This window comes from Labrenzia sp. THAF187b (assembly GCF_009363375.1).
In the GTDB taxonomy this organism is placed as follows: Bacteria; Pseudomonadota; Alphaproteobacteria; order Rhizobiales; family Stappiaceae; genus Roseibium; species Roseibium algicola.
In genome coordinates this window covers 4,813,936-4,840,020 of the sequence record NZ_CP045344.1, presented here as the reverse complement: position 1 = coordinate 4,840,020, position 26,085 = coordinate 4,813,936, and the positions used below count along the sequence as shown (strand labels likewise).

Below are 26,085 nucleotides of genomic sequence, written 5' to 3'. Positions count from 1 at the left end.
GTTCCCGGCAAGGACAGGCCGGGAGACTCGGCCAAAGAGGATGTGTCACCATGTTCAGCGATGCGGAAATTCTATCACTTCTGATGGGCCGACGAGCCGGGTATTCTTTGCCCCAGGCCTTCTACACCGATGCCGACGTCTACCAGGCGGACCTGAAGAACATCTGGCAGAAGGAATGGATTTTCGCCATTCCGTCTGCCGAGCTGCCGAAGTCGGGAAATTACGTCACGCTTCAGATCGGCGATTACAACATCATCATCGTGCGTGGAGCCGACGGAGTCATTCGCTCATTCCACAATTCCTGCCGTCACCGCGGCAGCCGCATTTGTGCAGCATCCAAAGGTTCGGCGCCCAAGCTGGTCTGTCCGTACCACCAGTGGACCTACGAACTCGACGGCAAGCTTCTGTGGGCGCGCGAAATGGGTCCGGAGTTCAAGCCGGAAAACCATGGACTGAAGACCGTACACTGCGTGACCGTCTCAGGCATGGTGTTCATCTGCCTTGCTGCTGTTGCACCCGACACCACGGAACTGGAAAAGCAGGCTGAACGCTATCTCGGCCCGCACGACCTTTCCAACCTCAAGGTTGCCCACCAGTCGACCATCGTCGAGCAGGGCAACTGGAAGCTTGTTCTGGAGAACAACCGCGAGTGCTATCACTGCTCCGGGTCTCATCCGTCGCTATGCCGGACATTCCCGGACGATCCCAACCTCGTGGGTGGTGACGATTCAACCTCTTCCAACGTCGGCAAGGCGCATGTGGAACGCTGCGAAGGCGCAGGGCTTCCGTCCAGGTTCCTGATTTCGCCGTCCGAGCAATGGCGTTTCGTGCGCATTCCGTTCCTGGGAGATGCGGTCAGCTACACCATGGATGGCAAGGCAGCTGTTTCCAAGCGTATCGGGTCCGTGCCTTTCGACAACGCAGGGTCTTGCCTGTTCTTCCATTATCCGAACACCTGGAACCACTTCCTGTCCGACCAGGTGCTGACATTCCGCGTTCTGCCGATCAGTCCCATGGAAACCGAGGTGACAACCACCTGGCTGGTGCACAAGGACGCTCAGGAAGGGGTCGACTACGACCTCAAGCGGCTGACCGAAGTCTGGGTCCACACCAACGATGAGGACCGTCAGATCGTTGAGGAAAACCAGATCGGCATCAAGTCGCCGGCCTATGAACCGGGGCCGTATTCTCCGGCTCAGGAAAGCGGCGTCATCCAGTTCGTCGACTGGTATTCCCGAACCCTGGAAAACGGTCTGATGGGCCGTTTCCGTGTCGCGGCGGAGTAGTACGATGATCCCGATGCCCGGACGCGATACGCCGGTCTGGTCCGACAGTGAAGTTCTGGAATGCGTGAGTGTTCTGCCCGAGGCGCCGGGGGTGAAAACCTTCACCTTCCGTCCGCCATCGGGCGCGACTTTCGTCTATCGGGCTGGCCAGTTCATCACGCTCGATCTACCGGTACCCGGCGGAAACGTTCAACGTACCTATACGATTTCCTCGTCGCCGGTGACCAACGCCTATATATCCGTAACGGTAAAGGTCCAGCAGGACAGCGTCGGTACGAAATGGATGCTGGAGAACCTTGTTCCCGGCATGCAGATCAAGGCTTATGGACCGGCCGGACTGTTCCATCTGCCGCGCAATCCGGACAACAAGTACCTGTTCATTTCAGCCGGCTCCGGCGTTACGCCCATGATGTCGATGGCGACGACGCTCTTCGAGCGCGGTGAGGATCCGGACATTTGTTTCATCCAGTGCGCAACACGGCCTGTTGATCTGATCTTCCGCAAGCGGCTTGAGTACATGGCGAGCCGCGTCAACGGTTTGCAACTGCACTTCGTCGTCACGAAGAGCGATCCTTACGAGGTCTGGACCGGTTATCGCGGGCACTTCAACCAGCTTATGCTGGGCCTGATGTGCAACGACTATCTGGAGCGCGAAGTCTATTGCTGCGGCCCCGAAGGCTTCATGGAATCCGTGCGTGAGATCCTGAACTCGCTTGGTTTCAACATGGAAAACTATTTCCAGGAAAGCTTCCAGGCGCCCGCAGAAACCAAGGCTGAACTGACAGAGTTCGATGACGTCGTACCTCAGGACGACGTGCAGGCCCAGATCGTCTTTGCCAACTCCAAGGTGTCTTCCTGGTGTTCGGAAACCGACACGGTTCTGGCGGTTGCAAAGGATGCAGGGCTCAATATCCCGTCGGGCTGTACGTTCGGTGTGTGTGGCACCTGCAAGGTGAAGAAACTTTCCGGTGAAGTTCACATGGTCCACTCCGGCGGCATCAGCGATGAAGATATCGAGGCCGGTTTCATTCTGGCCTGCTGCTCCAATCCGATCGGTACCGTCGAGGTCGATATCTGAACCGGAGATAGTCGAGGAAATATTCAAAATTTGCGATGTATCAATGGCGCGGGCATGAAGAGCGGAGTATTCTGGTCTTCATGCTCGGGAGGACGTCGCATGTTTGAAAGTTTCAGGAAACCGTTTCGGATCGCAATTGCTTTTGTGGGTCTCGCAGCTTGCGGCACCGTAGCCGCCAGCGCCCAGTCAATTCCGGAAGGCGTTACCGCCTACCAGGTTTCAGCAGCCTTTGATGATGTGCGTTTCGATCTTGAAAATGCCATCGTCAATCATGGACTGGTCATCGATTACGTCTCGCACATAGGCGACATGCTGGATCGCACATCACAAGATGTCGGTGGTCAGAAACAGATCTTCGTCAAGGCGCAGGCCATGTTGTTCTGCTCGGCAAGTCTCTCGCGCAAGGTGATGGAGGCTGACGCTGCCAACATTGCCTATTGCCCCTATTCGGTATTCGTCTACGAAACGCCGGACCAGCCTGGCACCGTAACGGTCGGATATCGACACCTCGGCGAAACAGGCTCTGAGGAGTCCAAGGCGGCCATCGGCGAAGTGAATGCCTTGCTGGATGCCATCGCCAAGGAAGCGGCAGGTCAGTAAGCGGCAGTTCGTAACTGATCGACAGCTACATTTGACTAGATGTCCGCAGCCTTGTTGAGGCGGTTCAGAACCTTCTCGGACGAAAGCTCCCGGACGGCCGCATTGCCGACCTTGCGCGCTGTCCGGTTTTCGGATGGTGCCAGGTCTTCGGCAATCGCGAGAGCGGCACCATGCAGAGGCAAGGAACGTTTGCCGATCTGGCGGAGGGCCCAGTGCACCGCTTTCCAGACAAAGTTTCGCTCGTCCGTGGCAGCAGCGCGGATCAAGGGAAAGTAGTCCAGAAACTCGGTTTCGGGCGCTGTCTTGGCGTGGACGGCGCGCCAGGCGATCAGTGCAAAGGCGGCCCGCCGGACGAATTCGCGTTCGTCTGCGGCAAGTGCCGGAACCAGTTCATTTGAACCGGCACGCCGGGCCAGAACATTCATGAGCTGATCGCACAGATCCCAGGAATTGATGTCGTTCAGCCACTGAAGGGCGAGCTCGGGTGCCAGGTGTCTGGGTGGGGTCAGAAGGATTGCCAAGAGGCGTGCTTCGTGAAAGCCGCTGGCCCAGAGTTCCCGTGCAAGGTCCGGGGAAGGGCCTATAGATCTGGCCAAAGGACGCAGCACAGAGAGTGGAACGCCGAAGGCCCGATCTGTTTCGATGCCGAACCGCGCCATTCCAGCACGGTTCGGCTCCGTTCCCGCTTCACGCAGATCGTTCAATACGTTTTCAAGTGTGAAGGTCGTGTCCGGGACATGGGGCATGTGGGTGCCCGTTTATGACTTGTCGGCGTTTTCCAGGCGGGCAATCAGGCTGGACGTATCCCAGCGTTTGCCACCCATGGCCTGAACTTCGGCATAGAACTGATCGACCAGCGCTGTAACTGGCAGGCGGGCACCGGTATCATTTGCGGTCTTCAGGCAGATGCCAAGATCCTTGCGCATCCAGTCGACCGCAAAGCCATAGTCGAACTTGCCGGCATTCATGGTCTCCCACCGGTTTTCCATCTGCCAGGATTGGGCAGCCCCGCCCTTGATTGCGGAGATGACCTTGGCGACGTCGAGATCCGCTTTCTTGGCAAAGTGGATGGCTTCGGAGAGGCCCTGCACCAGGCCGGCAATGCAGATCTGGTTGACCATCTTGGTCAATTGCCCTGCACCGCTTTCTCCCATCAGGCCCACGAATTTTGCGAAGCATTCGATGACCGGCTTGGCCTTGTCGAAAACATCCTTATCTCCGCCGCACATTACTGTCAGGACACCGTTTTCGGCACCTGCCTGGCCACCGGAAACCGGAGCATCGATGAAGCCGCAGCCCTTGTCCTTGGCCGCTGCATAAAGTTCACGGGCAACTTCGGCAGACGCGGTGGTGTTGTCGACAAAGATCGCGCCTTCCTTCAATCCATGAAAGGCACCATCATCGCCGGTCGTGACGGAGCGCAGATCATCGTCGTTTCCGACGCAGGCAAAGACGAAATCGCAACCTTCAGCTGCTTCCTTCGGAGTCTTGGCGAAGTTGCCGCCATATTCGGCAGCCCATTTCTCGGCCTTCGCGGTCGTGCGGTTATAGACCGTGACGTCGTGACCACCCTTGGTTTTCAGGTATCCGGCCATCGGATATCCCATGACGCCCAGACCGATAAATGCAACCTTTGCCATGATGACACTCCCTTCGCATGCGAAGGCCCGGAACGAGCCGGGCCTTTAATTGAACTGGTTCATCATGGTTTTAGGCCATTTGCCTCGTGCTGTCAGCTTAGATCCAGTAAGGCCCGCGCTGCCAGAGCCGCAAATGACGTTCCCGCTTCGCCGTCTTGGCGTCCAGGTGCCGCTGGGTGCGCGGATCCGGACGGGTGTTGCTGGAGAACCGGGTTGCTTCCAGGAAGCTACGTGCGTAAATATCAAACATCTGCTTACATCCTCTCGCTGCGTTGTGTGAGAGTAATGTGGCTGTTTACGGCTGCTTATGCCAGTCAGGAAGATTTTCAAAATGTAAGGTGAAATTACATATGGATTGGCGATCTCTCCCATCCCTCAACAGTCTGAGAACCTTCACAGCCGTTGCCGAGACCTGCAGTCTCTCGGCCGCCGGAAGAGAATTGAACGTCACTCACGCGGCTGTCAGTCAGCAGGTCAAGGCTCTGGAGCAGTTTCTGGGGTTGAAACTGATTGTTCGCGAGGGCAGGGGCATTGCGCTGACCCCTGAAGGCAAACAGCTCTTCGAAGGTCTGAGTGAAGGCTTTGAAATCATCAGGGAGACAGTCGATGAATTGACGCGGGAGGATCTGGTCCGTCCGCTCAACATCACCATGACGCCGTCCTTCGCCATAAGTTGGCTGATGCCGCGGATCAGCGATTTCCGGCACAAGCATCCCGACATCGAACTGATGCTCAATCCGACGGCCGAAGTGGTTGAGCTCAGACCTGGCGGCGTCGACCTCGCGATCCGTTTCGGCAAGGGCAACTGGACAGGACTTGAATCGGAACTGTTTATCCCGACGAATTTTGCGGTGATCGGTGCCAATTGCCTGATCGGAGACAAGAAGATCGAAAGTCCCGAGGACCTTCTGGAGTTTCCCTGGTTGCAGGAATACGGCACCAACGAATTGACCATCTGGCTGGAGCGCCAGGGCGTCGTGCCCAAGGGCAAGCTCAACATCACCCATTTGCCCGGCTACATGGTGCTGGAAGGGTTGCGACGCGGCGATGGTATTTCAGCCACCGCCAAGACCTTTGTCGAGCCTGAAATCGAGGCGGGTAACCTCAGGGTCCTTTTTGAAGACGGCGTTTATCCGGGGACGGGATACCATCTGGTGACCCGCCCCGGTGTCAACCGTCCACCGCTCAAGGCCTTCATGAGCTGGCTCCGGGCAATGCGCGCCGAACAGCTTGCCGATTAGCCTTGGCAGACGTCAGATTGCAGCGAGAGCCTGCTCCATGTCCGCAATCAGGTCGTCGCAATGCTCGATGCCGATGGACAGCCGCAACAGATTCTCCGGAATCCCGGAGCCTTCGCCTTCGATGGTGAAACGATGCTCGACAAGACTCTCGGTGCCACCGAGGGATGTCGCTCGCTGGAACAGGTCAAGCGCACCGGTGACGTTCAAGGCCGCTGTTTTGTCGCCCTTGACCTGTATGGACATCAGCGAGCCAAAACCGCCGGTCATCTGGCTTTTTGCAAGTTCGTGATGCGGGTGGCTCTTGACGCCGGGATAAAGCACGGCTTCCACTTTCGGATGGTTTTCGAAGTGTTCCGCGAAAACCTGTGCCGATCTGTTCATGCGCTCCACACGCAAGGCAAGTGTCCTGAGGCCCCGGAGCAAAAGCCAGGTTTCGAACGAGCCGAGCACGGCGCCGGCCAACTTGCGTTCCTCGGTCAGAAATGCCCACGCTTCGCTGCCGGCATTGTCGGTCGTGACGACGCCACCCAGAAGGTCTGAATGACCGTTGAGGGTCTTGGTCGCCGAATGCATCACCAGGTCCGCTCCGAGCGACAGAGGCTTGAGGATCAGCGGTGTTGCGGCAGTCGCATCGACGGCAAGCAGGGCGTCCGCCTGTTTGCACTGGTTGGCAATGCTCTTGATGTCGGCAACCTTCAAGAATGGATTGCTGGGTACTTCAAGCCAGACAAGATCCGGGCGGGTGACGGCTATCTCGTCCTGGAAGGACTGAAGGTCGCTTGCATCAGCTTCTACGAGAGCAATGTTGTTGCGTGCGCACATCTTGCGCAGGAACAACGTGGTACCCCAGTAAATGCCGGACTGGGCAAGCAGTGTGCCGCCTGGCTTGACGATGCGGGCAACGGCGGCGACGGCAGCCATGCCGGATGGAAACAGCCGGCTGTCTTCTCCCTCTTCAAGAGCGGCGATCAGTTTTTCGGTCTTCTTGAAAAGCGCATTGTCGTCACGGCTGTAGAGATGCCCCGGGTTGACCAGCTCATAGTTTTCGTCACGCACGAATGTGGTTGCAGTCTGTATCGGCGGCACGACGGCGCCTGTTGCTGCATCAAAACCGCCGCCGCCATGGGCCAGCAGGCTGTCGAGGTGAAGGCCATGGGCAATGGAGGGCGTTTTCGGCATGGGAGAGCTCCGTGAATGGGTGTCCCTTGGGGGTATCGCCGTCCGCTTGGATAATCAAATGAAATCAAACCATTTCGGAGAGCGGTGCCGACTTGCGTCCAAAGGAATATCGAGAAGGAGAACGCGGGACAGGTAACAGAAAAACGGGCCGGAACTTGAAAAAGCCCGGCCCAAGCATTTCGAACGCTGAAGGTCTGCTCAGCGTATCAGGTGACGCGTCAGGCGTGCTTCGATTTTGTCCCACAGGCGGCGCAGCATCTCCACCAGGAACAGGTAGATCACCGCTGCCCAGATGTAGGCCTGGAAATCATACGATCTCGAGTAGGCCCGTCTGGTTTCTCCAAACAGATCGAACACCGTCACGATTGCCGCAATGGCGGAACCCTTGAGCATGAGAATGATCTCGTTGCCATAGGGGCGCAGAGCAACGATCAGTGCCTGCGGCAGGATGATCTTGAAGAAGGTAATCTGCTTGTTGAGGCCGAGAGCAGCAGCCCCTTCCCACTGACCTCTGGGCACGTTTTGAATGGCGCCGCGCAGGATCTCGGCCTGGTACGCGGATGTATTCAGTGAAAACGCGAAGATCACGCAGAACCAGGCCTCCCGGAAAAGACCCCACAGGCCGACCGCTTCCAGCTGTGCCTGGAAGGTGCCTGCGCCATAGTAGACAAGGAAGGTCTGTGCCAGCAGCGGTGTGCCGCGGAAGAAATAGACGAAACAATAGGCCGGCTTCGACAAAAGCCACCATTTCGACGCCCGTGCAGCTGCGATGGGAACGCTCAGCACCGCACCAATCAGCAACGACAGGCCGACGATCTGAAGGGTGACCAGAAAACCGCTGAGGTACTCGGGCCAATACTTCAGCACGAACGGACTGGCGACGTTTATCGCCAGATAGTAGAGCAGCCAGGCACCAGAGACGATCCAGAGTGCCATGAGGACATGGCCGAGAATTCGTGTCTTGGTCCAACCCCGGGGCGGTGCGGGCGGCCGTTTCATGCCTGTGGCGGGGTTCGCGGAGATCATCGTGCCGTATCTCCGCGTTTGCTCCAGCGCTCGATGCGCACGAGACCGGTGGACGATATCATTGCCAGGACCAGGTAGATCAGGCAGGCGATGCCAAAGAACATGAAGGGTTCTTTGGTCACCCTTGCGGCGATCCCGGACTGGCGCATCACGTCAGACAAGCCGACCACGGAAACGAGCGAGGTGTCCTTGAGAAGGACGAGCCAGCTGTTTCCAAGTGCGGGCAGCGCGAGCCGGATCAATTGCGGCAGTACTACCAGTCGAAGGGTTTTGCCTTTCGACAGTCCAAGCGCATATCCGCCTTCGTATTGTCCCTGCGGGATCCCGCGAAAGGCGGAAAGAAACGCCTCGGAAGCGTAGGAAGAAAAGACGAAGGAGAGTGCGATGACACCGGCGATAAACGAATTGACTTCAAAATAGAAGTCGAAGCCGGCCATCTTCAGCAAGACCTGTATCGCGATCTGTAGTCCGAAGTAGACCAGGAACAAGGTCAGCAGTTCCGGCAAGCCCCGGAAAAGAGTGGTGTAGATATTGGCCGCCAGGCGCAAGCTGGGTTCCGATGACTTTTTCGCAAGCGCAATCAGAAATCCCAGAAACAATCCGAACGGCAAAGTCACTATTGCCAAGCAGACGGTTACAACCACGCCCCAGGCAATTTCGTCTCCCCAACCCTCTGGTCCGAAGGAGAGTAGCGTCAAAGCTTCATTCATAAGCCGGCGCTTCTTTCTGTTTGTCGTTGTTATTCCGGCCGCCCCTCCGGCCGTACTGCGGGATTTTTCCCTGCAGGTGGTGCAGCGCACAGGGCGCGCTGCACCGGAATGCGATCAACTGGAGGCTAATCAGCCGCCGTAAACGTCGAACGTGAAGTACTTGTCGTTGATTTCCTTGTACTTGCCGTTCGCCAGGATGCCTTCGATGGCCTTGTTGAACATTTCCTTCAACTCGCCGTCGTCCTTGCGGATGGCAATGCCGGCGCCTTCACCGTTGATCACCGGGTCCGGCGTCAGGGTGCCCAGCAGCTTGCAGCAGGCACCGTCATCGGTCGCGAGCCAATCGGACAGAACCACAACGTCGTCAATGACGGCATCGACACGGCCGCTGGCAACGTCGAGCTTGTATTCATCCGGCGTCGGATAAAGCTTCAGGTCTGCGGACGGCAGCTTTTCTTCAGCATAGTTGGAGTGGGTGGTGGAGGACTGTGCACCAAGTGCGACACCCTTGAGGTCTTCATCCGACGTACCGGTCAGAGCGGAATCCTTCGGCACGGCAATTGCCGGCGGGGTGTTGTAGTACTTGTTGGTGAAGTCGACCTTTTCCTTGCGCTCTTCGGTGATCGACATGGAAGCGATCACGGCGTCGAACTTGCCGGCCTGCAGGGCAGGGATCATGCCGTCCCAATCCTGGGTAACGAATTCGCACTCGACTTTCATTTCTTCGCAGAGTGCCTTGGCAATATCGATGTCGAAACCAACCAGCTGGCCGTCTGCGGTCAGGGAGTTGAACGGAGGATAAGCGCCTTCGGTGCCGATACGCACCTTTGACCAGTCTTTCGCCTCAGCGCCACTCACGGCAGCCAGTACTGCTACTGCGGCCGCAGCCATACGCAATACACGCATATTTTGTTCCCCTAATATCTTCTTCGCGGCGCAAGCGGGTTCGTCCCGCCTTCTTGCCCGAGCGCTCTATTCCATACACTTCGGTTCAAATTTCAAGCATGCCTACGAAAAAAACACAGCGTGATTTCGCCGAATTTTCAATTTTTCCGGCATGTCGTTGGGGAAGCGTCAAGTCATTGTGGAAACCTGACTGTTCCCTGAGACCGTTTCTTGTGCCGTAGAAGCATGCCACCCTTAAACGAATGTCGGCCGAAGGGCGGAAATCAGGCCTTTGAGTCGGCTGTTGCTTCTGCTGCTTCAGCTTCCTGGGAAGCGTCGTGAACGTCGAGAACGGATTGCAGGGTAATCACCGGTCGGGAAAGCGCGTCCCCTGCATCGGCCCCACGATAGGGTGTCGGCGAAACAACCGGCTGCTTCGTCAATTCGGCGATCTTTTCTTCGTGAACAGCCCTGTTTCTGGGGGAAAGGTTGTCCAGACCGAGTTCGGTCAGCCCGTGATCTTCAAGATACTTGTGCCGAATTCGCTCTTCTTCAGGCAATTCACGCCAATCTGCATATTGTTCCGCAAGAATGCTGCGGAATTGCAGAAACCGGCTTTCGGTTTCGCTCGGCTGCTTTTGGAGCGCCCTGGCGGATTGCGGCGACACGGAAGGCGTGGGCGGCAGAGCAGATGTCATCGGATCCTCTTTCTGGCTGCAAGCATTGCCAAATATGCAAGCAAAAATAGTGCCGAGAGGAGATATTAAAAACCCTGATGAATCTCATGAACTTATTGAATTTGATGCTGGAAGCCGAACTTCCTAGGAAAAGACTACCCGGTGACACATGGTTATTTCTGCCGGGTTTCGGAAAAGGGCCCTGCAATGTCGGACTACGAACTTTTCATCGGAAACAAGAACTACTCCTCCTGGTCATTCAGACCGTGGATCGCTCTCAGGCATAAGGATATTCCCTTCCGGGAGACCCTGGTTCCTTTCGATTTCGAGAATGGAAATCCAGAATTCGCGGCATTTTCACCAAGCAGAAAAGTACCGGTGCTCAAGGATGGCACCCTGACGGTGTGGGACAGCCTGGCGATCCTGGAATATGTCGCCGACTGCTTTCCGGACAAAGGCCTGTGGCCAGAGGACAAGGCCAAACGCGCCTGGGCACGGTCCATCTCGGCGGAGATGCATTCCGGTTTTACCGCTCTTCGCAGCGAATGTTCCATGAACATGCAGCGGCCTGTAGCGGCAAATGCCGTCAGCGACGCTGTTGAGGGTGAGGTCAACCGCATCGTGACCGTCTGGAAAGAATGCCTGGAAGCGTCAGGAGGTCCTTTCCTGTTTGGCGATTTCACGATTGCCGACGCCATGTATGCACCCGTCGTCAGCCGTTTCGAGACCTACCAGCTAACCAACGACCCTGTGGTGAGCAAATACAGCGAAGCCATGAAGGCAACCGAGGCCTGGAAAGTCTGGGAAGTGGCTGCACTCAAGGAAACCTGGGTCGTCGATACCGAGTGAGGTTCCTGTCTGCCCGGCGTCAGCCGCCGGGTGGCCATCAGGCCGTAACCGCGTTGCCGGCCAACGCAGTGTCCTCACTTTGCTGAAAATCACTGCTGCCTGAAGCGGGTTTGCCAGCGTATTGGAACGCGCCTTCGTCTTCGAAAAAGCTATAAAGGCTGTCGACGAACCGGCGCACTTTCAGCGGAATGAACCGATTGGAAGGATAGACCGCATGGACGGGGTGCGGCGGGTATTGCCATTGTGGCAGCACCACTTCCAGGTCTCCCGTTCGCAGGTACGGCTCGATCAGCCAGCGATTGGAGAGCGCAATTCCGAGACCGGCGAGTGCCGCACGGCGCAGGGTCGAAGAGTTGTTGACCAGCATTGTCGGCGTGATCTTGATAGACAGCTTTTCACCGATCGGACTGATGAACGGAACCCGGTTCCCGGTCGCGATATTCTTGTAAAGCAAGTAATCGTGATCGGGCAACTCGTCGGGATGGACAGGGCGTCCACGCTTATCCAGATAGGCTGGTGATGCCACCAGGCAGCGCTGAGCAAGCCCGAGCCTTCGGACAATCAGCCGGTCGTCCTCGATCTCGCCCATGCGGATTGCCACGTCGAGTCGTTGCTGGATGACATCGACAAACTGGTCGGACAACGACACATCCAGCAGGATACCGGGGTGATCCTTCTTGAAGCGGATCAGGAAGTCCGAAAGGATGGTTTCCGCGAAGCCAAGAGGCAGCCCCACCGATAGCGGCCCGGACATCTGGGCCTCCTCGCTCTGAACCGAGCGGTCGGCCTCATCCAGGCGCTCCAGAATATCCCTTGCATAGGCATAATAGCGTTCCCCGGCTTCCGTCAGGCTGAGTTGACGTGTGGTCCGGTTCAGCAGTCTGATGCCCAGATCGTCTTCAAGCGCCCGAACCTGCTGGCTGACGGCAGGTTGCGAGATGCCGAGAAGTTTTGCAGCTGCTGAGAAGCTGCCGAGATTGACGGCCTGCACAAAGCCGGAAAGGGAGGAAAGCTTGTCCATGGCGGTACCGGTTGGAGAGCGAGTGAGGAGCGACCTCATACATAAGCACGGATTATGAGTAATATAAGATATTGGCCGCTTTAAAAACAAAGCCAATGAAACACTTTTAGGGCTGCCGGACCGGTCCAACGGTTCGAGCGTCAAAGTTTTCCATCAGGTCGAGCCGGGAGGCCAATTATGACCACTTCACAGATTTCCGTTTCCAGACGTTCGCTGCTCGGTGCGGCTGCCGGGGCAGGGGCGCTCGCCGCTGCCGGTGGTGTCACTTTTCTTTCCGCACCCGCAGAGGCCGCTGTCGATCAGGCCGGAAAGCCGATGGCAGGCGCACTCCGCTACAAGGTCGGCGATCTTGAAATCACCGCCTTGCTCGACGGGTATCTCGATGTCACGCCGGAACTGGTGATCGGCTACGACGCATCAGAAGGGCAGCGCCTGAGAGATGCAGCCATGGTTGAAGGTGAGGCGTTGCGTATTCCCGTCAATGCCTACTTCGTCAACACCGGTGACCGGCTGATCCTTGTCGATGCTGGCACTTCGGATGCTCTGGGCCCGACCATGGGGCGTCTGCCGGATGCCTTGGCAGCCGCAGGTGTATCGCCCGATCAGGTGGACGCGCTGTTGATCACCCACATGCATCCGGACCACCTCTTCGGCGTGATCGATGGTGACGGTAACAAGGTGTTCAAGAATGCGGAACTGATCCTCCCGGAGGTGGACAAGGCCTTCTGGTTCGATGATGCGGCAATGAATGGCGCTCCCGAGCAGTTCAAACCGTTCTTCCTCGGTGCACGCAAGGCTGCCGATGCCTACAAGGACAGCCAGACCCTGATTTCCGGCGACAAGGAAATTCTGTCCGGCATCCGGCCGATGGCTCTTCCGGGGCACACGCCGGGGCATACCGGCTATCTGTTCGACAGCAACGGCGAAACCCTCGTGATTGCGGGCGATATCGTCCATATGGCCGTCTATCAGTTCAACCGGCCGGACTGGGGTATCGGGTTCGACATTGATCCAGGGCAGGCAGTGTCGACGCGCAAGACATTCCTGGACCAGGCTGCCGCCGACAAGTTGTTCTTTGCAGGCGCGCATATTCCGTTCCCCGGCATGGGCCGCGTTGCGAAGGACGGCGAGGGTTATCGCTTCGTCCCGGCCAACTGGCCCTACGCCTACTAACAAAGAACCTCTCGCTGGCCCGGCAACGCTGCCGGGTCAGCGCAGTCCGAACCCGGAGAAGGGCAGGAAGGACACCAGCTCACCCTTGCGGATCGAGGTCACGTCTTCAGGTATTTCGATAAGACCGTCGGCCTCGCGCAGGCCAGTGATCAGGCCGGATCCGTCGCGCTGGAATTTATGCGCTGCAAGTGATCCGTCTGGACGAGGCTTCAGATAGGCACGGTAGAATTCTCGGCGGTCCGGCTTTTTCTTGGGAACTTCGAAGGCTGCCGGAACCTGAAAGGCCTGCGGTTCCAGAAAGGCGCCGCCGCCAAGAACGCTGAAGACCGGCCGTGCGTAAAGCAGAAAACAGACCATCGCGGCAACCGGGTTTCCCGGCAGTCCGAGGACAACGCAGGATCCGATATTTCCGAACATCATCGGGCGGCCAGGCTTGATCGCAAGCTGCCACATGTGGCGTTTTCCGATCTTGTCCAGAACCTTGAGCATGTGATCTTCCTCGCCGCGGCTTGCCCCGCCGGTGGTCAGGATCACGTCATGGCTGGCTGCGGCCGTCGAAAGCACCTCTTCAAGTGCGTCGGCGTCATCTTTCAGAATGCCCAGGTCATCGATTTCGACAGGCAGCGTTGCGCACAGGCTGCGCAGCAGAAAGTGGTTGGAATCGTAAACGTCTCCGAGCGTGATGAGGTCGCCAGGCCGACGTAGCTCGTCGCCTGTCGACACAAGGGCCACCTTCAGTTTCCGGTAAACGGAAACGTCTGCCTGTCCGGTGGACGCGATTGCCGCGATATCTTGCGGGCGCAAGCGCTGACCGGGGCTCAGCAGCGTCGTTCCCTCCGCCACGTCTTCTCCCGCCTTGCGGCGGTTGGCACCCGTTTTCAGGCCTTGCGGCACAATCACGAAGTCCTGCCCATCCTGCTGGTGCGTTTCACAATCTTCCTGCATGGCGACCGTATCCGCACCGGGTGGCATCACCGCGCCAGTAAAGATCCGGGCTGCAGCCCATGGGCCAAGATCGGCGTTGCTCGCGTGCCCTGCAGCTATCCTCTGTTCCAGACGGAAGAACCCTCCGGCTTCCTCGAAATCGGCGTTGCGGAAGGCGTAACCGTCAACGGCCGAATTGTCGGCCAGTGGTACATTGCGGGGAGCGGTCACCGTATCTGCAAGGATGCGTTCGGCGACATCCTGCAGGGGCACGGTTTCGGTCTCGGCAATGCAATGCAGCCGCTGTTTCAGGATCTCCAGCGCCTCGTGGTGGCGCAAGCGGTCCTTGTCGTGCAGGAAGCAGTCATCCAGAAGCTGTTTACCGGTCATGTTGTCGGCCTTTTCAGCCCGAGATGAGTCTCGATGAAATTCGCCATGGCGGCAATGTCATCCAGATGAAATACCGGCAACACCTCGTCCGGTAAATCGTGATCGGTTGCGATGGCCAGAATATTCGGATCGGAAACGGCAAGGGGGCCGCGTTCGCTTGCCTCGGTTCTGCGTGCCTCGATCTTCGGATGGGGTTCGCTCTTGTAGCCTTCGATCAGGATCAGGTCGCAAGGAGCAAGCCGCTCCAGAACGTCTTCCAGCGGCGGCTCGTCTTCCTCTTTCAGTTCATGCATCAAGGCCCAACGGCGTCCGGACACCAGTGCAACTTCCACTGCACCTGCTTCGCGGTGCCGGAAACTGTCTGTTCCCGGCTTGTCGATATCGAAGCCGTGATGAGCATGCTTTACGGTCGAAACCTTCAGGCCCCGCGCGGTGAACTCGGCCACGAGGCTCGCCACGAGTTGTGTCTTGCCGGAATTCTTCCAGCCGGTGATGCCGAATACAGGGGGGGTGGTCATCTGGAATGTAAGCTCAGCGCGTCTCTGACAGTCGAAAGGTCATCAGGTTTGTTGGCATTGAAGAAGGGGTCCAACCCGCTGTCAGGATCCGCATCGAAGGCGACTTCGACACTGTCGTAACAGTCGACAAAGGCAAGCACCTTGCCTGTCTTGCCGGATTGCAGCCAGTCCTCGAGATCCGCTTTCAGGCTGACAGGCCACAGGCCGAAGACAGGGTGGAGCTTGTCCTCAGAGGAGGCGAGGGCAATGACCGGTCTGTCACCGGGGACTGCAGCACAGAACCGGCTGACAAGGCTGGTAGGGAAAAACGGCGTGTCACCGGCCACCGAAATCACATGGCTGATATCCGGTCGCTCGTTGTGAGCATAAGTCATGCCGGCAAGGACACCTGCCAGCGGCCCTGCGAAGTCGCCTACCGGATCTGCGGCAACAGGCAGCTGAAAGCGCGCAAACCGGTCTGGGTCACCATTGGCGTTCAGGATTATGTCGTGCAGCTGTGGTTTCAGGCGGGCGAGGATCATATCAAGCATCGTCTTGCCGCCAAGATCCATCAGGCTCTTGTCACCGCCGCCCATTCTGCGGGATTGGCCGCCGGCAAGTACGCAGCCAAGCACCTTGTTGCTCTCAAGGGACTTCTTGTGTCTGGTCATTCTGCCGGGACGCTCCCTTTTCGGCGGGCCGTATCCGGCTCGTCTTCCACGTCGCTTGCGGACATGTCGAACACGATCCTGTCGTGACCAGACAGGGCAACGAACCGCTTGCCGCGTGCGCGGCCGATCAGCGTAAGGCCGGCTTTGCGTGCGAGTTCGACGCCCCACGCGGTAAACCCCGAGCGTGACACGAGGATCGGAATGCCCATCATCACGGTCTTGATGACCATTTCGGAGGTCAGTCTGCCAGTGGTATAGAAGATCTTGTCGTGCGCGGGGATGTTGTTCAGGACCATCCAGCCTGCGATCTTGTCGACCGCATTGTGGCGACCGACATCTTCCATGTAGACCAGCGCACGGTCGTGCTGGCACAGAACACAGCCATGGATCGCCCCCGCCTCGAGATAGAGGGAAGGCGTTGTGTTGATGGTTTTGGTCAGCGCATAGAGCCAGGAAGTGTTGAGACGGGCGTCCTCAGCGAGTTGAACGGTATCGAAGCTGTCCATGACATCGCCGAAAACAGTGCCCTGGGCGCAGCCGGAGGTGCGCACCTTCTTCTTCAGCTTTTCCTCGAAATTGGTCTCACGCTCGGTGCGAACCACCACAACATCCAGATCGTCGTCATGGTCGATACCGGTGATGACATCGTCTTCGGCCAGCATGTTCTGGTTTTTCAGATAACCGACGGCGAGAAGGTTCGGATGATCGCCAATGGTCATCATGGTGACCACTTCCTGAGAATTCAGGTAGAGGGTCAGAGGCTTTTCCGTCACGACACGCGTTTCGACCGGTTGTCCGTCCTGATCGATACCGGTTACGGATGTCGAAAGACGCGAATCTTCCGGGTCGGGTTGCAGCACATATGAGCCTGACACAGGCAAACGACTCCATTTGCTTCGATTGTCTCAACACTATGGGACGCGATTGCCGCGGGGCAAGGTGTTACTTTGCCGTTTTGGTTCGCGAAAGTGCCATGAAGGCACCGCCGGCCAGCAGCCCCCAGAATGCACCCGAAACACCCAGGAAACTAACCCCGGAAGCCGTCACCATGAAGGTAATGATGGCACTGTCCCTGTCCGCGGGAGCCTTTGTGGCTTCGCTGATGGAAAAGGCAAAAGCCCCCAGCAGGGCCAATCCCGCAACGGCTTCGATCAGGATAGTCGGCGTGGCAGCGACAAAGGCCATCACCAGCCCTGCAAATAGGCCGAACAGGACGTAGACCGCACCTGCGGTCACTGCCGCCCAGTAGCGCTTTGCCGGATCCTTGTGCGAATCTTCACCCGCGCACATTGCAGCCGTGATGGCGGCAAGGTTGACCGCATGTCCGCCGAATGGGGCGGACAGCATACTGAAGACGCCAGACAGAGTGAAAAGCGGTCCACTTTTGGGGCGGTAGCCATAGGCGGACAGCACGGCGACCCCCGGGATGTTCTGGGACGCCATCGTCACGATGAAGAGTGGCAACGCGATACTGATCAATGCTTCCAGGGAAAACGAAGGCGTGATCCAGACTGGTTCGGTGATCGGCTGGACGTTGCTCAGGTCGATCGGGCCGCTGCCCGAAAGGCCGATCGCGAATGTCATGACCATGGCAAGGGGAACCGCGAAGAGCCTGACAAAGCGCAGGGCGATCGCCCAGACGGCAATGATGGCTAGCGCGCTGAAAGGCAGTTCTGCGACAGCTCTCACCGGCGCAAGGCACAGTCCGAACAGGACCCCTGCCAGCATCGCGTTGGCAAGTGGTGCCGGAATGGCCGCGACCGCCCGTCCGAAAGGCTTGATCAGGCCCGCAAGTACGATAAGCGCGCCACAGACCAGAAAAGCACCAACGGCTGCCGAAAAGCCTCCTTCGAGCGGGCCTGCTGTCGCAAGGAGCGCGGCACCGGGTGTCGACCACGCGATGCTAACGGGGATCTTCGTGGCGAGCGAGGCAACGATCGCGCAAAGGCCCATGGAAATGGATAGCGCCATCAGGCCGCTGGTTGCTTCGGCTGGGGAAGCGCCGGCTGCTGTCAGCCCTTGAATGACGATAGCGAATGAACTTGCAAAGCCGACAATGGCGGCAAGAAAGCCGGCTGATGCCGGCTGAAGGCCGGCGAACCTGCCTGACATGATGCAATCCCCCAGTTAACAAGGGCGCACAATATCGGCATGCCTGGCAATCGGACTAGGACCTTGCGGCCACGAACCGGATAATTTTGCGAAACATGAGATGAGCTGGGGCTCCGCGGCAGAAAACCCGGAGTGGCTCAGATCATCAACATGTCGTTGGTCAGGCGGCCTTCCTGAAGTTCCTGCGCGAAATGTCCGAACGCCCGGTAGGCTTCTTCCCGCGTTACGTCGGCAGGATGGTCAAGCAGGGGGCGCAGCACGTCGTGCTTGGAAGCGGCCAGGCCATCGGTCAGATCCCGGAAGAACATCAGTGAATTCGGGAACAGCCGGAAATCCGCCGGTTCGTGAATGATGCCCTCGATGGCTTCAAGACGCGGATCGTTCATCACGCAATAGACGGTATCAAGCACCGGGCCGGTCAGGCCTTCCAGAACCTGGATGATGTGCTGATCGACCAGCAGAAGCGCACCGGTTACGCCGGCCTTTCTGTTGATCCGCCGAATACGCAGCAACGTCTTGTCGATTTCGTCGGGCAGAGGCAGACGCATCTTGCCCCAGTTGATCTTGCTTCGGTAGCAGGCGCGGTAAAGTTCCATGGCGTGTCCATCCTTTTGCCGATGAAACCAGCCTGCGCTTCAATTCCTCACATTTGCTTAAAATTTGAATCAAATACGAAGAAGAGCTTTTCATGTTACCGAAGCGTTGCCAAGTCCTCCGCAAAAGTGTGCTTTGCAGCCCGGTGAACAGAACAAGAAAACTGTGCAAAACAACGTGCGCACATCTTTGTGTGGATAAGGAGGTCAGGCACCAGCTTCGAGCTTGAAATCCAGACTGGCTCTTACGGCAGGCCACTCGTGAGGAAGAATCGAATAAACCGCCGTATCCCTGAGCGCTCCGTTGGGCGAGCGCTGGTGGGATCGCAGAACACCATCCAGTTTGGCGCCTAGTCTTTCGATGGCGGCGCGGCTTTGGCGATTCATGAAGTGCGTCCGGAATTCGACCGCGATGCAGTCCAGTTCCTCAAATGCATGTGCCAGCAGCATGCGTTTGCATTCCGTGTTGAGGCGAGTGCGCTGCACCGCCTTGCGATACCAGGTCGAACCGATTTCGACGCGCTTGTTGGCCGCATCGATATTCATATAGGTGGTCATGCCGACGGCCTTGCCAGTTGGTGTCAACACGGCGAACGGAAGCATCGAGCCGGCTTCCTGAAGCGACAGCCGCCTTTCAATTTCCACCCGAACGGCATCCGGTTTCGGGACGCTGGTGTACCAAAGCTTCCACAGTTCGCCGTCGGCGGCAGCTTCAGCCAGGTCAGCGGCGTGGGATAGGCTCAAGGGCGCAAGTGTGCCGGTACCGCCCTTCAGGGTTACGGGGAGAGGCCAGGCCATCATGTGTCTCCAGTCGAATTGGCAGGTCAGAACGGGCGCTCTTCACCGCTCCATTTGAAGAACTTTCCGGTATCGGTAACAGACAGGGAACCGGCAATCTTCAAAATGCCCCGCGCCACATCCACCGGGTCATTGTCTGCCAGCTGGCCACCCATGTCTGTACGCACCCAGCCCGGATCTATCAGCGCGACCGGAATGCCTTCCGGTTCCAGATCGGTCGCCAGCCCCTGCATGACCTTGTTTACTGCCGCCTTGGAGGCTCGGTAGGCGAGGGTGTCCGACTTCCGGTATCCCATCCAGGCCATCTGGCTGGAGATGGTCAGGATTCGACCGGATCCCGACCGGCGCAAATGGGGCAGGAAAGCTTGCGAGACCGCCAAAGGTGCAAGGGTGTTGACAGCCAGGGTATCGGCAAAACCCTCGAAATCCATATCCAGTGCGCTTTGACGTTCCGGAGTGATGATGCCCGCGTTGTTGATCAAAAGGTTCAGCGGGGTGTCGAGGTCGCGGGCGACCGCGCGAACGGCGGCATGGTCTCTCACGTCGAAAACCAGCGGATGAAAATCTTTGCCGAGCCGTTCCGCTGTCTCGTCAGCGGACTGCTGCGTGCGGACGGAGCCGTAAACGGTCCAACCACTGTCCAGTGCGGCGCGGGCAAGTTCATAACCGATCCCGCGATTGGCTGCGGTGATGAGGCAGGTTGGCATGTCAAATTCCTGAAGCTGGAATGTCTTGGGAAGGACGCTGTGTAGGGCCGTAACAAATTAACCGGGCCGTCTGGCTGTTCAACGAAAACATTGTCTCCCTTTGAGGAGGGGTAACAATCGGGAGATCCAGCAGCAACCATGGCACCTTCGCTAACAATGAAGGCTTCTGAAGCTTGCAGCTTTCAACTGTGCAGGGCTTGTGTCGGATTCTCACCCCTTCTATGACTCGCGGTCTGAAACCGGAACGCGCCGTGCTTCATTTTGGCAGGTTGCCTGAATGGAGCGGCGAACTAGAGTTCGCACCGGAAATAGCCGGTTGAACACAGTGGCCGGTGTACGAAACAGGACCGAAAGATGACCGACACCATAAAAAGCGCAGTCATGGAACGACTGAGGCAGATCAAGGGACCGGACCTTGAAGGCGATATCGTCTCGTTGGGCCTTGTCTCGGACGTGTTTGTGTCCGATGGCCGTGTTGTTTTTTCCATCACCGTCCCCGCAGAACGCGCACAGGAGCTTGAGCCCCTGCGCCAGGCTGCTGAAAAGGTGGTCAAGGAAGTGGATGGCGTCGAAACCGTGATGGTCGCGCTGACTGCCGAACGTGCGGCGGGTGGCGCTCGCAATGCGGCGCCACAATCAGCTCCCAAACCAGCCCCCCAGCAGCCTCGACGACCTGCGGAAGAGCAGGCTCCCGCAAAACCGGGTGTGCCGGGCATCAAGCACATTGTCGCGGTTGCGTCCGGCAAGGGCGGTGTTGGTAAATCCACCACCACGGCGAACCTTGCGTTGGCGATGGCGTCCCTCGGCAAGAAAGTCGGCGTCCTGGATGCTGATATCTACGGGCCCTCGGTGCCGCGGCTGTTCAACGTTTCCGGCAGGCCGGAAGCTTTGTCGGGCAGGATGCTCAAGCCAATGGAAGGCTACGGCATCAAGGTGATGTCCATGGGCTTCATGGTGGAAGAGGAAACGCCAATGATCTGGCGTGGACCGATGGTGATTTCCGCGCTTACCCAGATGCTGCGCGAAGTGGCCTGGGGCGAACTTGACGTTCTTGTGGTCGACATGCCACCGGGAACCGGCGACGCCCAGCTCACCATGGCTCAGCAAGTGCCGCTGGCCGGAGCCGTGATCGTGTCGACACCGCAGGACCTTGCCCTGATCGATGCCCGCAAGGGTCTCAACATGTTCAAACGTGTCGATGTTCCCGTGCTGGGGATCGTTGAGAACATGAGCTACTTCCTGTGCCCCGATTGCGGTGGTCGCCATGATATCTTCGGCCATGGTGGAGCGCGCGCGGAAGCGGACCGGCTGAACGTTCCGTTCCTGGGCGAAGTTCCCTTGACGATGAAGATCCGTGAAACCTCCGATGCCGGAACACCGGTCGTGGTGTCTGATCCAGAAGGCTCGGTCGCAGGCATCTACAAGGACATTGCTGCCAAGGTACTCGACAGCATTGATCGGGAGAGCGCGGAACCCACACGAGCCGCCCCCAACATCGTCTTCGATTGATACAGGGCAGGGTCGATCCCTGAGTAATTCCTGATTAGGCGACGAGACAAGTTTTGGCCACGGCGAGAGCTGTGGCCTTTTTTCGTCCGGGTTTACCTGGCTGCAGGACTGGCGGTGTTGATCGCGGATTTATCCGTGAAATGCAGCAATTTCCACCCGTTGCGAAGGCTCCGGTCAAGCTTGAAAAGTTGAAACAATTTCAAAGCCAATGAGGGGAAACATTAGCGGTTTCCGCCGTCTTTCGATGGTGGGCCTGTAACAATTCAGGTTTTCACGTCCGGATCACGCGGCCAATATATATTCGAACATGAATATATCGCCCGCGAGGGTGAAAACCAAAAGGTTCCTACCCGGGCATGCTCACCAGCCGAACTCAGACTTCCAGCACCGATGCCAAACCATCCCTGGCGGTGCTTGTAGCGATTTCATCGGTCAGCCCGCTCGCCATGCAGATATACCTGCCGTCCCTGGCAGGGATGATGGTGGTCTTTTCCGCAACCGCGGGGGAGATCCAGCTGTCGATGTCCGCTTATTTCATCGCGGTTGCGGTTTCCCAGTTGTTCTGGGGGCCCTTGTCGGATCAGTTCGGCCGCCGGCCGGTAATCATTCTCGGCATGGCTTTGTTCGTAATCGGCAGCGTGTTCTGTCTGTTCGCACAAACAATTGAAGCCTTGATCGCCGCCCGGGTTCTTCAGGCAGCCGGTGGCTGTACGGGAATGGTTCTTGGCCGTGCGATCCTGCGTGATCTCTACAGCCCCAAGCAGGCGGCCAGCATGATCGGCTATGTCACCATGGGCATGGCAGTGATGCCGACAGTGGCACCCGCAATCGGCGGAATTCTGGATCAATATTATGGCTGGCAGGGCGGGTTTGTGCTGCTGCTGATGTTCGGTGTAGCGGTTCTGTGGGCAAGCATTGCGCTTTTGCCTGAAACGCACCTGAACCGAAAAGCGGCCGGGGGGCGGCAGATCCTGAAGTCCTACGCAACCCTCTGCCGTGAGCCGCTCTACTGGAGCTACAGTCTGACAGCGGCGTCCAACGCGCTTGCCTACTTCGCCTATCTGGGAGGGGCTCCCTTTATCGCCGCCGATCTCCTGTCCCTGAGTGCGCAGGAAATGGGGTTCTACTTCATGTTCGTGGCGCTCGGTTATATCGCAGGAAACTTCATCTCCGGCCGGTTTGCCGAACGAGTTGGCCTGTTTCCGATGATACTGTCCGGCACTCTCATCGGCGTTGTCTGCGTGGCAATTATCTCCGGGTTTGCCTATTTCGGAGCGTTGAGCGCACCCAGCCTCTTCCTGCCGATGTTCCTTCTTGGTCTCGGCAATGGGGTCTGCCTGCCAAGTGCATTGTCCGGTGCTGTCAGTGTGCGGCCTGAGTTGACGGGAGCTGCTTCCGGCCTCACGGCGTCACTTCAGGTCGCCATGGGCGCACTGGCCGGATCCATCGTCGCCTCGCTTTATGCCGATGGCCTGCTGGCCTCGTCGCCCTGGGGCATGATCCTGATGATGGGACTGGGCATCGGGTGCAGCCTGATCGCGACCGTCTGCATCAGGTTCTACACCACGCGCGCCGACCTCGTTCCGGCAGAATAGTTTTGCCGGTTTTCAAGGTCGCTGAACTTGCCGCTGCCTGGGTAACTGAAGTTTTGGCTGTTTAACCGCCGGTGACGCTCATGTGCCGGGAAACTGCAGGCTGGTTGCGGTTCCGGTCGATCACGAAATCATGCCCTTTTGGCTTCCGTCCGATGGCCTCATCAATCGCATCGTTCAGAAGGTCGTTGCCTTCCGAAGCGCGCAGAGGCGCGCGAAGATCCGACATGTCTTCCTGTCCAAGGCACATGTATAGCTGGCCGGTGCAGGTGACGCGCACCCGGTTGCAGCTTTCACAGAAGTTATGCGTCATCGGCGTGATGAAGCCGAGACGACCACCGGTTTCCTCGATGGTCACATACCGGGCGGGTCCGCCGGTCTTGTAGGGGATGTCCGTCAATGTGAACTGCTCGCCCAGGCGTGCACGCACGGTCGAAAGTGGCAGATACTGGTCCGTGCGGTCGCCGTCGATCTCGCCAAGAGGCATGGTCTCGATCAGGGTCAGGTCATGACCGTGCTCATGACACCACTCAAGCATTGTCACGATCTCATGCTCGTTGACGTCCTTGAGAGCAACCATATTGATCTTGATCTGGAGGCCAGCGGCAGTCGCTGCGCGGATTCCGTCCATGACCTTGCCAAGGTCGCCCCAGCGGGTGACTGCCTTGAATTTCTGCGGATCGAGCGTATCGATCGACACATTGATCCGGCGCACGCCGCAATCGTAAAGTTCCTGCGCGTAGCGGGCGAGCTGCGAGCCGTTGGTGGTCAGGGTCAACTCTTCCAGAGCGCCACTGTCCAGATGCCGGCCGAGGCTGCGGATAAGGCTCATGATATTCTTGCGGACCAGCGGCTCACCGCCGGTCAGGCGCAGTTTACGGACGCCTTTTTCGATGAAGGCAGTGCACAGGCGGTCGAGCTCTTCAAGGCTGAGCACTTCGCGTTTGGGCAGGAAGGTCATGTCTTCCGCCATGCAATACACGCAACGGAAATCGCAACGATCGGTCACGGAGACGCGAAGGTAGGTGACGGCGCGGCCGAACGGGTCGATCATCGGACCATGTGATTCCGCTTTTCCGATTGCCGCTTGTGCCGGGACCACAATCTTGCCGTCTGTCACGTTTCGCTCTCCCTCGATTTTTATCTTATCCAGATCATATGGCGTCGATGCGGGCAAGATCAATTGAAACCGGACTGCAAATGTCCGGTTTACGGCATCAGGTAAACTTGTGAGTGTACTCTTGTCAAATCAATTGGAAAGATGCCGGAATTCGCTCGCCTGCGCGACCGGGAGCCCGCATCGAAACGCCCACTGACGAGTGCATGGCCCGGTCACAATGCAGCGAGCGGCACCTTACTGGCCGCTCGCCCGGAATTGGAGCCAATAAATCCGGCACACCATTGATCCGATTGTGTTTTGCGGCGTATCTGAGCTGTAGCAAGCGGCAGGAGCAGCATGACAACACTTGTTTGGTTTCGACAGGATTTGCGCATCAAGGACAATCCGGCCCTGTTCGAGGCGGCCCGCAATGGACGTGTCCTTCCGGTTTTCATCCTTGAGCCAGCAGAGCAGGCCGGTGATACGCACCCGCTTGGCGGGGCAAGCCTCTGGTGGCTGCATCACAGTCTGGCGTCATTGAAGGCGGATCTGCCAGGTCTGACCTTCCTGCAGGGGAGCGCGAGACACCTGATCCCACAGCTCGCAAAGGAAGTCGGGGCCGAGGCTGTCTTCTGGAATCGATGCTACGAACCACATGCAATCGAGCGGGACACCGATCTCAAGAAGGTGCTGAAAGAAGACGGGTTTGAGGTCAAAAGCTTCAAGGCGTCCCTCTTGTTCGAACCCTGGGAACTGGAGACAAAATCCGGCGGCCCGTTCAAGGTGTATTCGCCGTTCTGGAAGGCTGCTCAGCAAAAGACCATCGATGACGCCTTGCCAGCACCGGAGAAGCTGGAATTTGCGGACTACGATGGCGGTGAAACGCTTGAGAGCTTTGACCTCTTGCCCACGAAACCGAACTGGGCAAAGGGATGGGAGGATTGCTGGCAGCCCGGTGAAGCCGGTGCTGCGGAGCGGCTGGACGGCTTCTTCGAGGAAGGCTTGAAGGGCTATGGCACATTGCGCAATCGCCCGGATCTGCCGAACGTGTCGCGCTTGTCACCGCATCTCCACTTCGGCGAAATCTCACCCCGACAGATCTGGCATGCAACGCAGAAGGTAATGGACCGGAAATCGTCGGTTGCCGGTGACGGTATGAAATTCCTGTCCGAGATTGCCTGGCGGGAATTTGCGTACCACTTGCTCTACCATTTCCCGAAATTGCCGTCGGACAACTGGCGTTCAACGTTTGATGCCTATCCCTGGCAGGAGCCGGGCGACGAGTTGGAGAAGTGGCAGAAAGGACAAACGGGATATCCGATTGTCGACGCCGGCATGCGCGAACTCTGGCAAACCGGATACATGCACAACCGGGTGCGCATGATCGTGGCGAGTTTCCTGATCAAGCATCTGCGTATTCATTGGCACCATGGCGAGGCCTGGTTCCGTGACACGCTGGTGGATGCGGACCTTGCCAACAATTCAGCAAGCTGGCAGTGGGTTGCAGGATCAGGTGCTGATGCTGCTCCTTATTTTCGGGTCTTCAACCCGATTACCCAGGGAGAAAAATTTGATCCGGAAGGTGTGTACATCCGCAAATGGGTTCCAGAGCTGCGCGATCTGGACACGCACTATCTCTTTGCGCCATTTGATGCCCCGGCCGAAACCCTGAAAAAGGCCGGTATCGCGCTTGGCGAGACCTATCCGAAACCGCTGGTCGACCATGCCAAGGCACGCAAGGCAGCGCTCGACGGTTATGAAGCGGTGAAGCAGGCGGGACAAGACGCCGCTTGACGGTGCCGGTGCTACCGGTATCGTCCGCGCGCAA

Annotated in this window: 27 protein-coding genes; 9 read left to right on the top strand and 18 right to left on the bottom strand. The window is 58.0% G+C overall.

Annotated features, from left to right (window positions below; all coding sequences use genetic code 11):
• The first annotated feature begins 50 nt into the window (after window positions 1-50).
• The 3 genes from FIV03_RS22230 to FIV03_RS22220 all read left to right on the top strand — a co-directional run bounded on the left by FIV03_RS22230 (window position 51) and on the right by FIV03_RS22220 (window position 2,964).
• On the top strand, window positions 51-1,286 hold the full coding sequence (locus FIV03_RS22230) for an aromatic ring-hydroxylating dioxygenase subunit alpha (protein ID WP_075283824.1): 1,236 nt from the start codon (window positions 51-53) through the stop codon (window positions 1,284-1,286).
• A gap of 4 nt (window positions 1,287-1,290) precedes the next feature.
• Window positions 1,291-2,364 (top strand): hybrid-cluster NAD(P)-dependent oxidoreductase, encoded by a 1,074-nt coding sequence (locus FIV03_RS22225; RefSeq protein ID WP_022999486.1) that lies wholly within the window; start codon window positions 1,291-1,293, stop codon window positions 2,362-2,364.
• Window positions 2,365-2,463: 99 nt separating this feature from the next.
• On the top strand, window positions 2,464-2,964 hold the full coding sequence (locus FIV03_RS22220; protein WP_152511002.1) for a DUF302 domain-containing protein: 501 nt from the start codon (window positions 2,464-2,466) through the stop codon (window positions 2,962-2,964).
• Window positions 2,965-2,999: 35 nt separating this feature from the next.
• Here the strand turns inward: FIV03_RS22220 and FIV03_RS22215 are convergent, their stop codons facing one another.
• From FIV03_RS22215 to FIV03_RS31650, 3 genes are all read right to left on the bottom strand, one after another.
• A complete protein-coding gene (locus FIV03_RS22215; protein ID WP_152511001.1) occupies window positions 3,000-3,710 on the bottom strand; it encodes a DNA alkylation repair protein in 711 nt (236 codons plus the stop codon).
• Between the two features lie 12 nt (window positions 3,711-3,722).
• Entirely contained in the window at window positions 3,723-4,604 is an 882-nt protein-coding gene (locus FIV03_RS22210; protein ID WP_152511000.1) for an NAD(P)-dependent oxidoreductase, read from the bottom strand.
• Window positions 4,605-4,701: 97 nt separating this feature from the next.
• A complete protein-coding gene (locus FIV03_RS31650; protein ID WP_173013910.1) occupies window positions 4,702-4,854 on the bottom strand; it encodes a hypothetical protein in 153 nt (50 codons plus the stop codon).
• A 100-nt stretch (window positions 4,855-4,954) separates the two neighbouring features.
• Here FIV03_RS31650 and FIV03_RS22205 point away from each other — a divergent pair, with 100 nt between their 5' ends.
• The gene (locus tag FIV03_RS22205; protein WP_022999481.1) at window positions 4,955-5,845 is read left to right on the top strand and encodes a LysR substrate-binding domain-containing protein; all 891 of its coding nucleotides are present in this window, start codon (window positions 4,955-4,957) and stop codon (window positions 5,843-5,845) included.
• Between the two features lie 12 nt (window positions 5,846-5,857).
• On the opposite strand, the gene FIV03_RS22200 is transcribed toward FIV03_RS22205, so the two are convergent.
• The 5 genes from FIV03_RS22200 to FIV03_RS22180 form a co-directional block, all read right to left on the bottom strand.
• Window positions 5,858-7,024 carry a PLP-dependent aspartate aminotransferase family protein gene (locus FIV03_RS22200; protein ID WP_152510999.1) on the bottom strand — a complete coding sequence of 389 codons (1,167 nt, stop codon included), beginning with the start codon at window positions 7,022-7,024 and terminating at the stop codon, window positions 5,858-5,860.
• A 198-nt stretch (window positions 7,025-7,222) separates the two neighbouring features.
• Window positions 7,223-8,050, bottom strand: a complete 828-nt coding sequence (locus FIV03_RS22195) for an ABC transporter permease (protein ID WP_152510998.1) — start codon at window positions 8,048-8,050, stop codon at window positions 7,223-7,225.
• Window positions 8,047-8,760, bottom strand: coding sequence for an ABC transporter permease (locus FIV03_RS22190; RefSeq protein WP_152510997.1), 714 nt, complete (start codon window positions 8,758-8,760; stop codon window positions 8,047-8,049). Before FIV03_RS22190 ends, FIV03_RS22195 begins: the two co-directional genes overlap by 4 nt.
• Before the next feature lie 129 nt (window positions 8,761-8,889).
• Entirely contained in the window at window positions 8,890-9,666 is a 777-nt protein-coding gene (locus tag FIV03_RS22185) for an ABC transporter substrate-binding protein (RefSeq protein WP_152510996.1), read from the bottom strand.
• Window positions 9,667-9,929: 263 nt separating this feature from the next.
• Entirely contained in the window at window positions 9,930-10,343 is a 414-nt protein-coding gene (locus tag FIV03_RS22180; RefSeq protein WP_152510995.1) for a hypothetical protein, read from the bottom strand.
• 186 nt (window positions 10,344-10,529) lie between these two features.
• On the opposite strand from FIV03_RS22180, the gene FIV03_RS22175 reads away from it, so the two are divergent.
• Complete coding sequence (locus FIV03_RS22175; RefSeq protein WP_152510994.1) at window positions 10,530-11,171, top strand: glutathione S-transferase family protein; 642 nt, start codon at window positions 10,530-10,532, stop codon at window positions 11,169-11,171.
• A gap of 37 nt (window positions 11,172-11,208) precedes the next feature.
• Here the strand turns inward: FIV03_RS22175 and FIV03_RS22170 are convergent, their stop codons facing one another.
• Complete coding sequence (locus FIV03_RS22170; protein ID WP_209009750.1) at window positions 11,209-12,192, bottom strand: LysR family transcriptional regulator; 984 nt, start codon at window positions 12,190-12,192, stop codon at window positions 11,209-11,211.
• Between the two features lie 177 nt (window positions 12,193-12,369).
• Here FIV03_RS22170 and FIV03_RS22165 point away from each other — a divergent pair, with 177 nt between their 5' ends.
• Complete coding sequence (locus FIV03_RS22165) at window positions 12,370-13,365, top strand: MBL fold metallo-hydrolase (protein ID WP_152510993.1); 996 nt, start codon at window positions 12,370-12,372, stop codon at window positions 13,363-13,365.
• A 36-nt stretch (window positions 13,366-13,401) separates the two neighbouring features.
• Here FIV03_RS22165 and glp read toward each other — a convergent pair whose 3' ends face one another.
• From glp to FIV03_RS22125, 8 genes are all read right to left on the bottom strand, one after another.
• Window positions 13,402-14,679 (bottom strand): gephyrin-like molybdotransferase Glp, encoded by a 1,278-nt coding sequence (gene glp, locus FIV03_RS22160; protein ID WP_152510992.1) that lies wholly within the window; start codon window positions 14,677-14,679, stop codon window positions 13,402-13,404.
• Complete coding sequence (gene mobB / locus FIV03_RS22155; protein ID WP_152510991.1) at window positions 14,676-15,197, bottom strand: molybdopterin-guanine dinucleotide biosynthesis protein B; 522 nt, start codon at window positions 15,195-15,197, stop codon at window positions 14,676-14,678. The genes glp and mobB overlap by 4 nt, the downstream gene beginning before the upstream one ends.
• Entirely contained in the window at window positions 15,194-15,847 is a 654-nt protein-coding gene (gene mobA, locus FIV03_RS22150) for a molybdenum cofactor guanylyltransferase MobA (protein ID WP_152510990.1), read from the bottom strand. Before mobA ends, mobB begins: the two co-directional genes overlap by 4 nt.
• Window positions 15,844-16,722, bottom strand: a complete 879-nt coding sequence (gene fdhD, locus FIV03_RS22145) for a formate dehydrogenase accessory sulfurtransferase FdhD (protein ID WP_152510989.1) — start codon at window positions 16,720-16,722, stop codon at window positions 15,844-15,846. The genes mobA and fdhD overlap by 4 nt, the downstream gene beginning before the upstream one ends.
• A 67-nt stretch (window positions 16,723-16,789) precedes the next feature.
• Window positions 16,790-17,959: a benzoate/H(+) symporter BenE family transporter gene (locus FIV03_RS22140; protein WP_152510988.1), complete on the bottom strand. Its 1,170-nt coding sequence runs from the start codon at window positions 17,957-17,959 to the stop codon at window positions 16,790-16,792.
• A gap of 137 nt (window positions 17,960-18,096) precedes the next feature.
• The gene (locus FIV03_RS22135; RefSeq protein ID WP_152506763.1) at window positions 18,097-18,555 is read right to left on the bottom strand and encodes a BLUF domain-containing protein; all 459 of its coding nucleotides are present in this window, start codon (window positions 18,553-18,555) and stop codon (window positions 18,097-18,099) included.
• A 204-nt stretch (window positions 18,556-18,759) separates the two neighbouring features.
• Window positions 18,760-19,350, bottom strand: coding sequence for a GNAT family protein (locus tag FIV03_RS22130; protein ID WP_209009748.1), 591 nt, complete (start codon window positions 19,348-19,350; stop codon window positions 18,760-18,762).
• A gap of 26 nt (window positions 19,351-19,376) precedes the next feature.
• On the bottom strand, window positions 19,377-20,057 hold the full coding sequence (locus FIV03_RS22125; protein WP_152510986.1) for an SDR family oxidoreductase: 681 nt from the start codon (window positions 20,055-20,057) through the stop codon (window positions 19,377-19,379).
• A gap of 354 nt (window positions 20,058-20,411) precedes the next feature.
• Here FIV03_RS22125 and FIV03_RS22120 point away from each other — a divergent pair, with 354 nt between their 5' ends.
• Both FIV03_RS22120 and FIV03_RS22115 read left to right on the top strand, forming a co-directional pair.
• Entirely contained in the window at window positions 20,412-21,566 is a 1,155-nt protein-coding gene (locus tag FIV03_RS22120; protein WP_062488941.1) for an Mrp/NBP35 family ATP-binding protein, read from the top strand.
• A gap of 356 nt (window positions 21,567-21,922) precedes the next feature.
• Entirely contained in the window at window positions 21,923-23,161 is a 1,239-nt protein-coding gene (locus FIV03_RS22115; RefSeq protein WP_152510985.1) for a multidrug effflux MFS transporter, read from the top strand.
• 61 nt (window positions 23,162-23,222) lie between these two features.
• Here FIV03_RS22115 and moaA read toward each other — a convergent pair whose 3' ends face one another.
• Window positions 23,223-24,212, bottom strand: coding sequence for a GTP 3',8-cyclase MoaA (gene moaA, locus FIV03_RS22110; protein WP_031268810.1), 990 nt, complete (start codon window positions 24,210-24,212; stop codon window positions 23,223-23,225).
• A gap of 402 nt (window positions 24,213-24,614) precedes the next feature.
• Between moaA and FIV03_RS22105 the strand changes: the two genes are divergently transcribed.
• On the top strand, window positions 24,615-26,051 hold the full coding sequence (locus tag FIV03_RS22105) for a deoxyribodipyrimidine photo-lyase (protein WP_152510984.1): 1,437 nt from the start codon (window positions 24,615-24,617) through the stop codon (window positions 26,049-26,051).
• Window positions 26,052-26,085 lie beyond the last annotated feature (34 nt).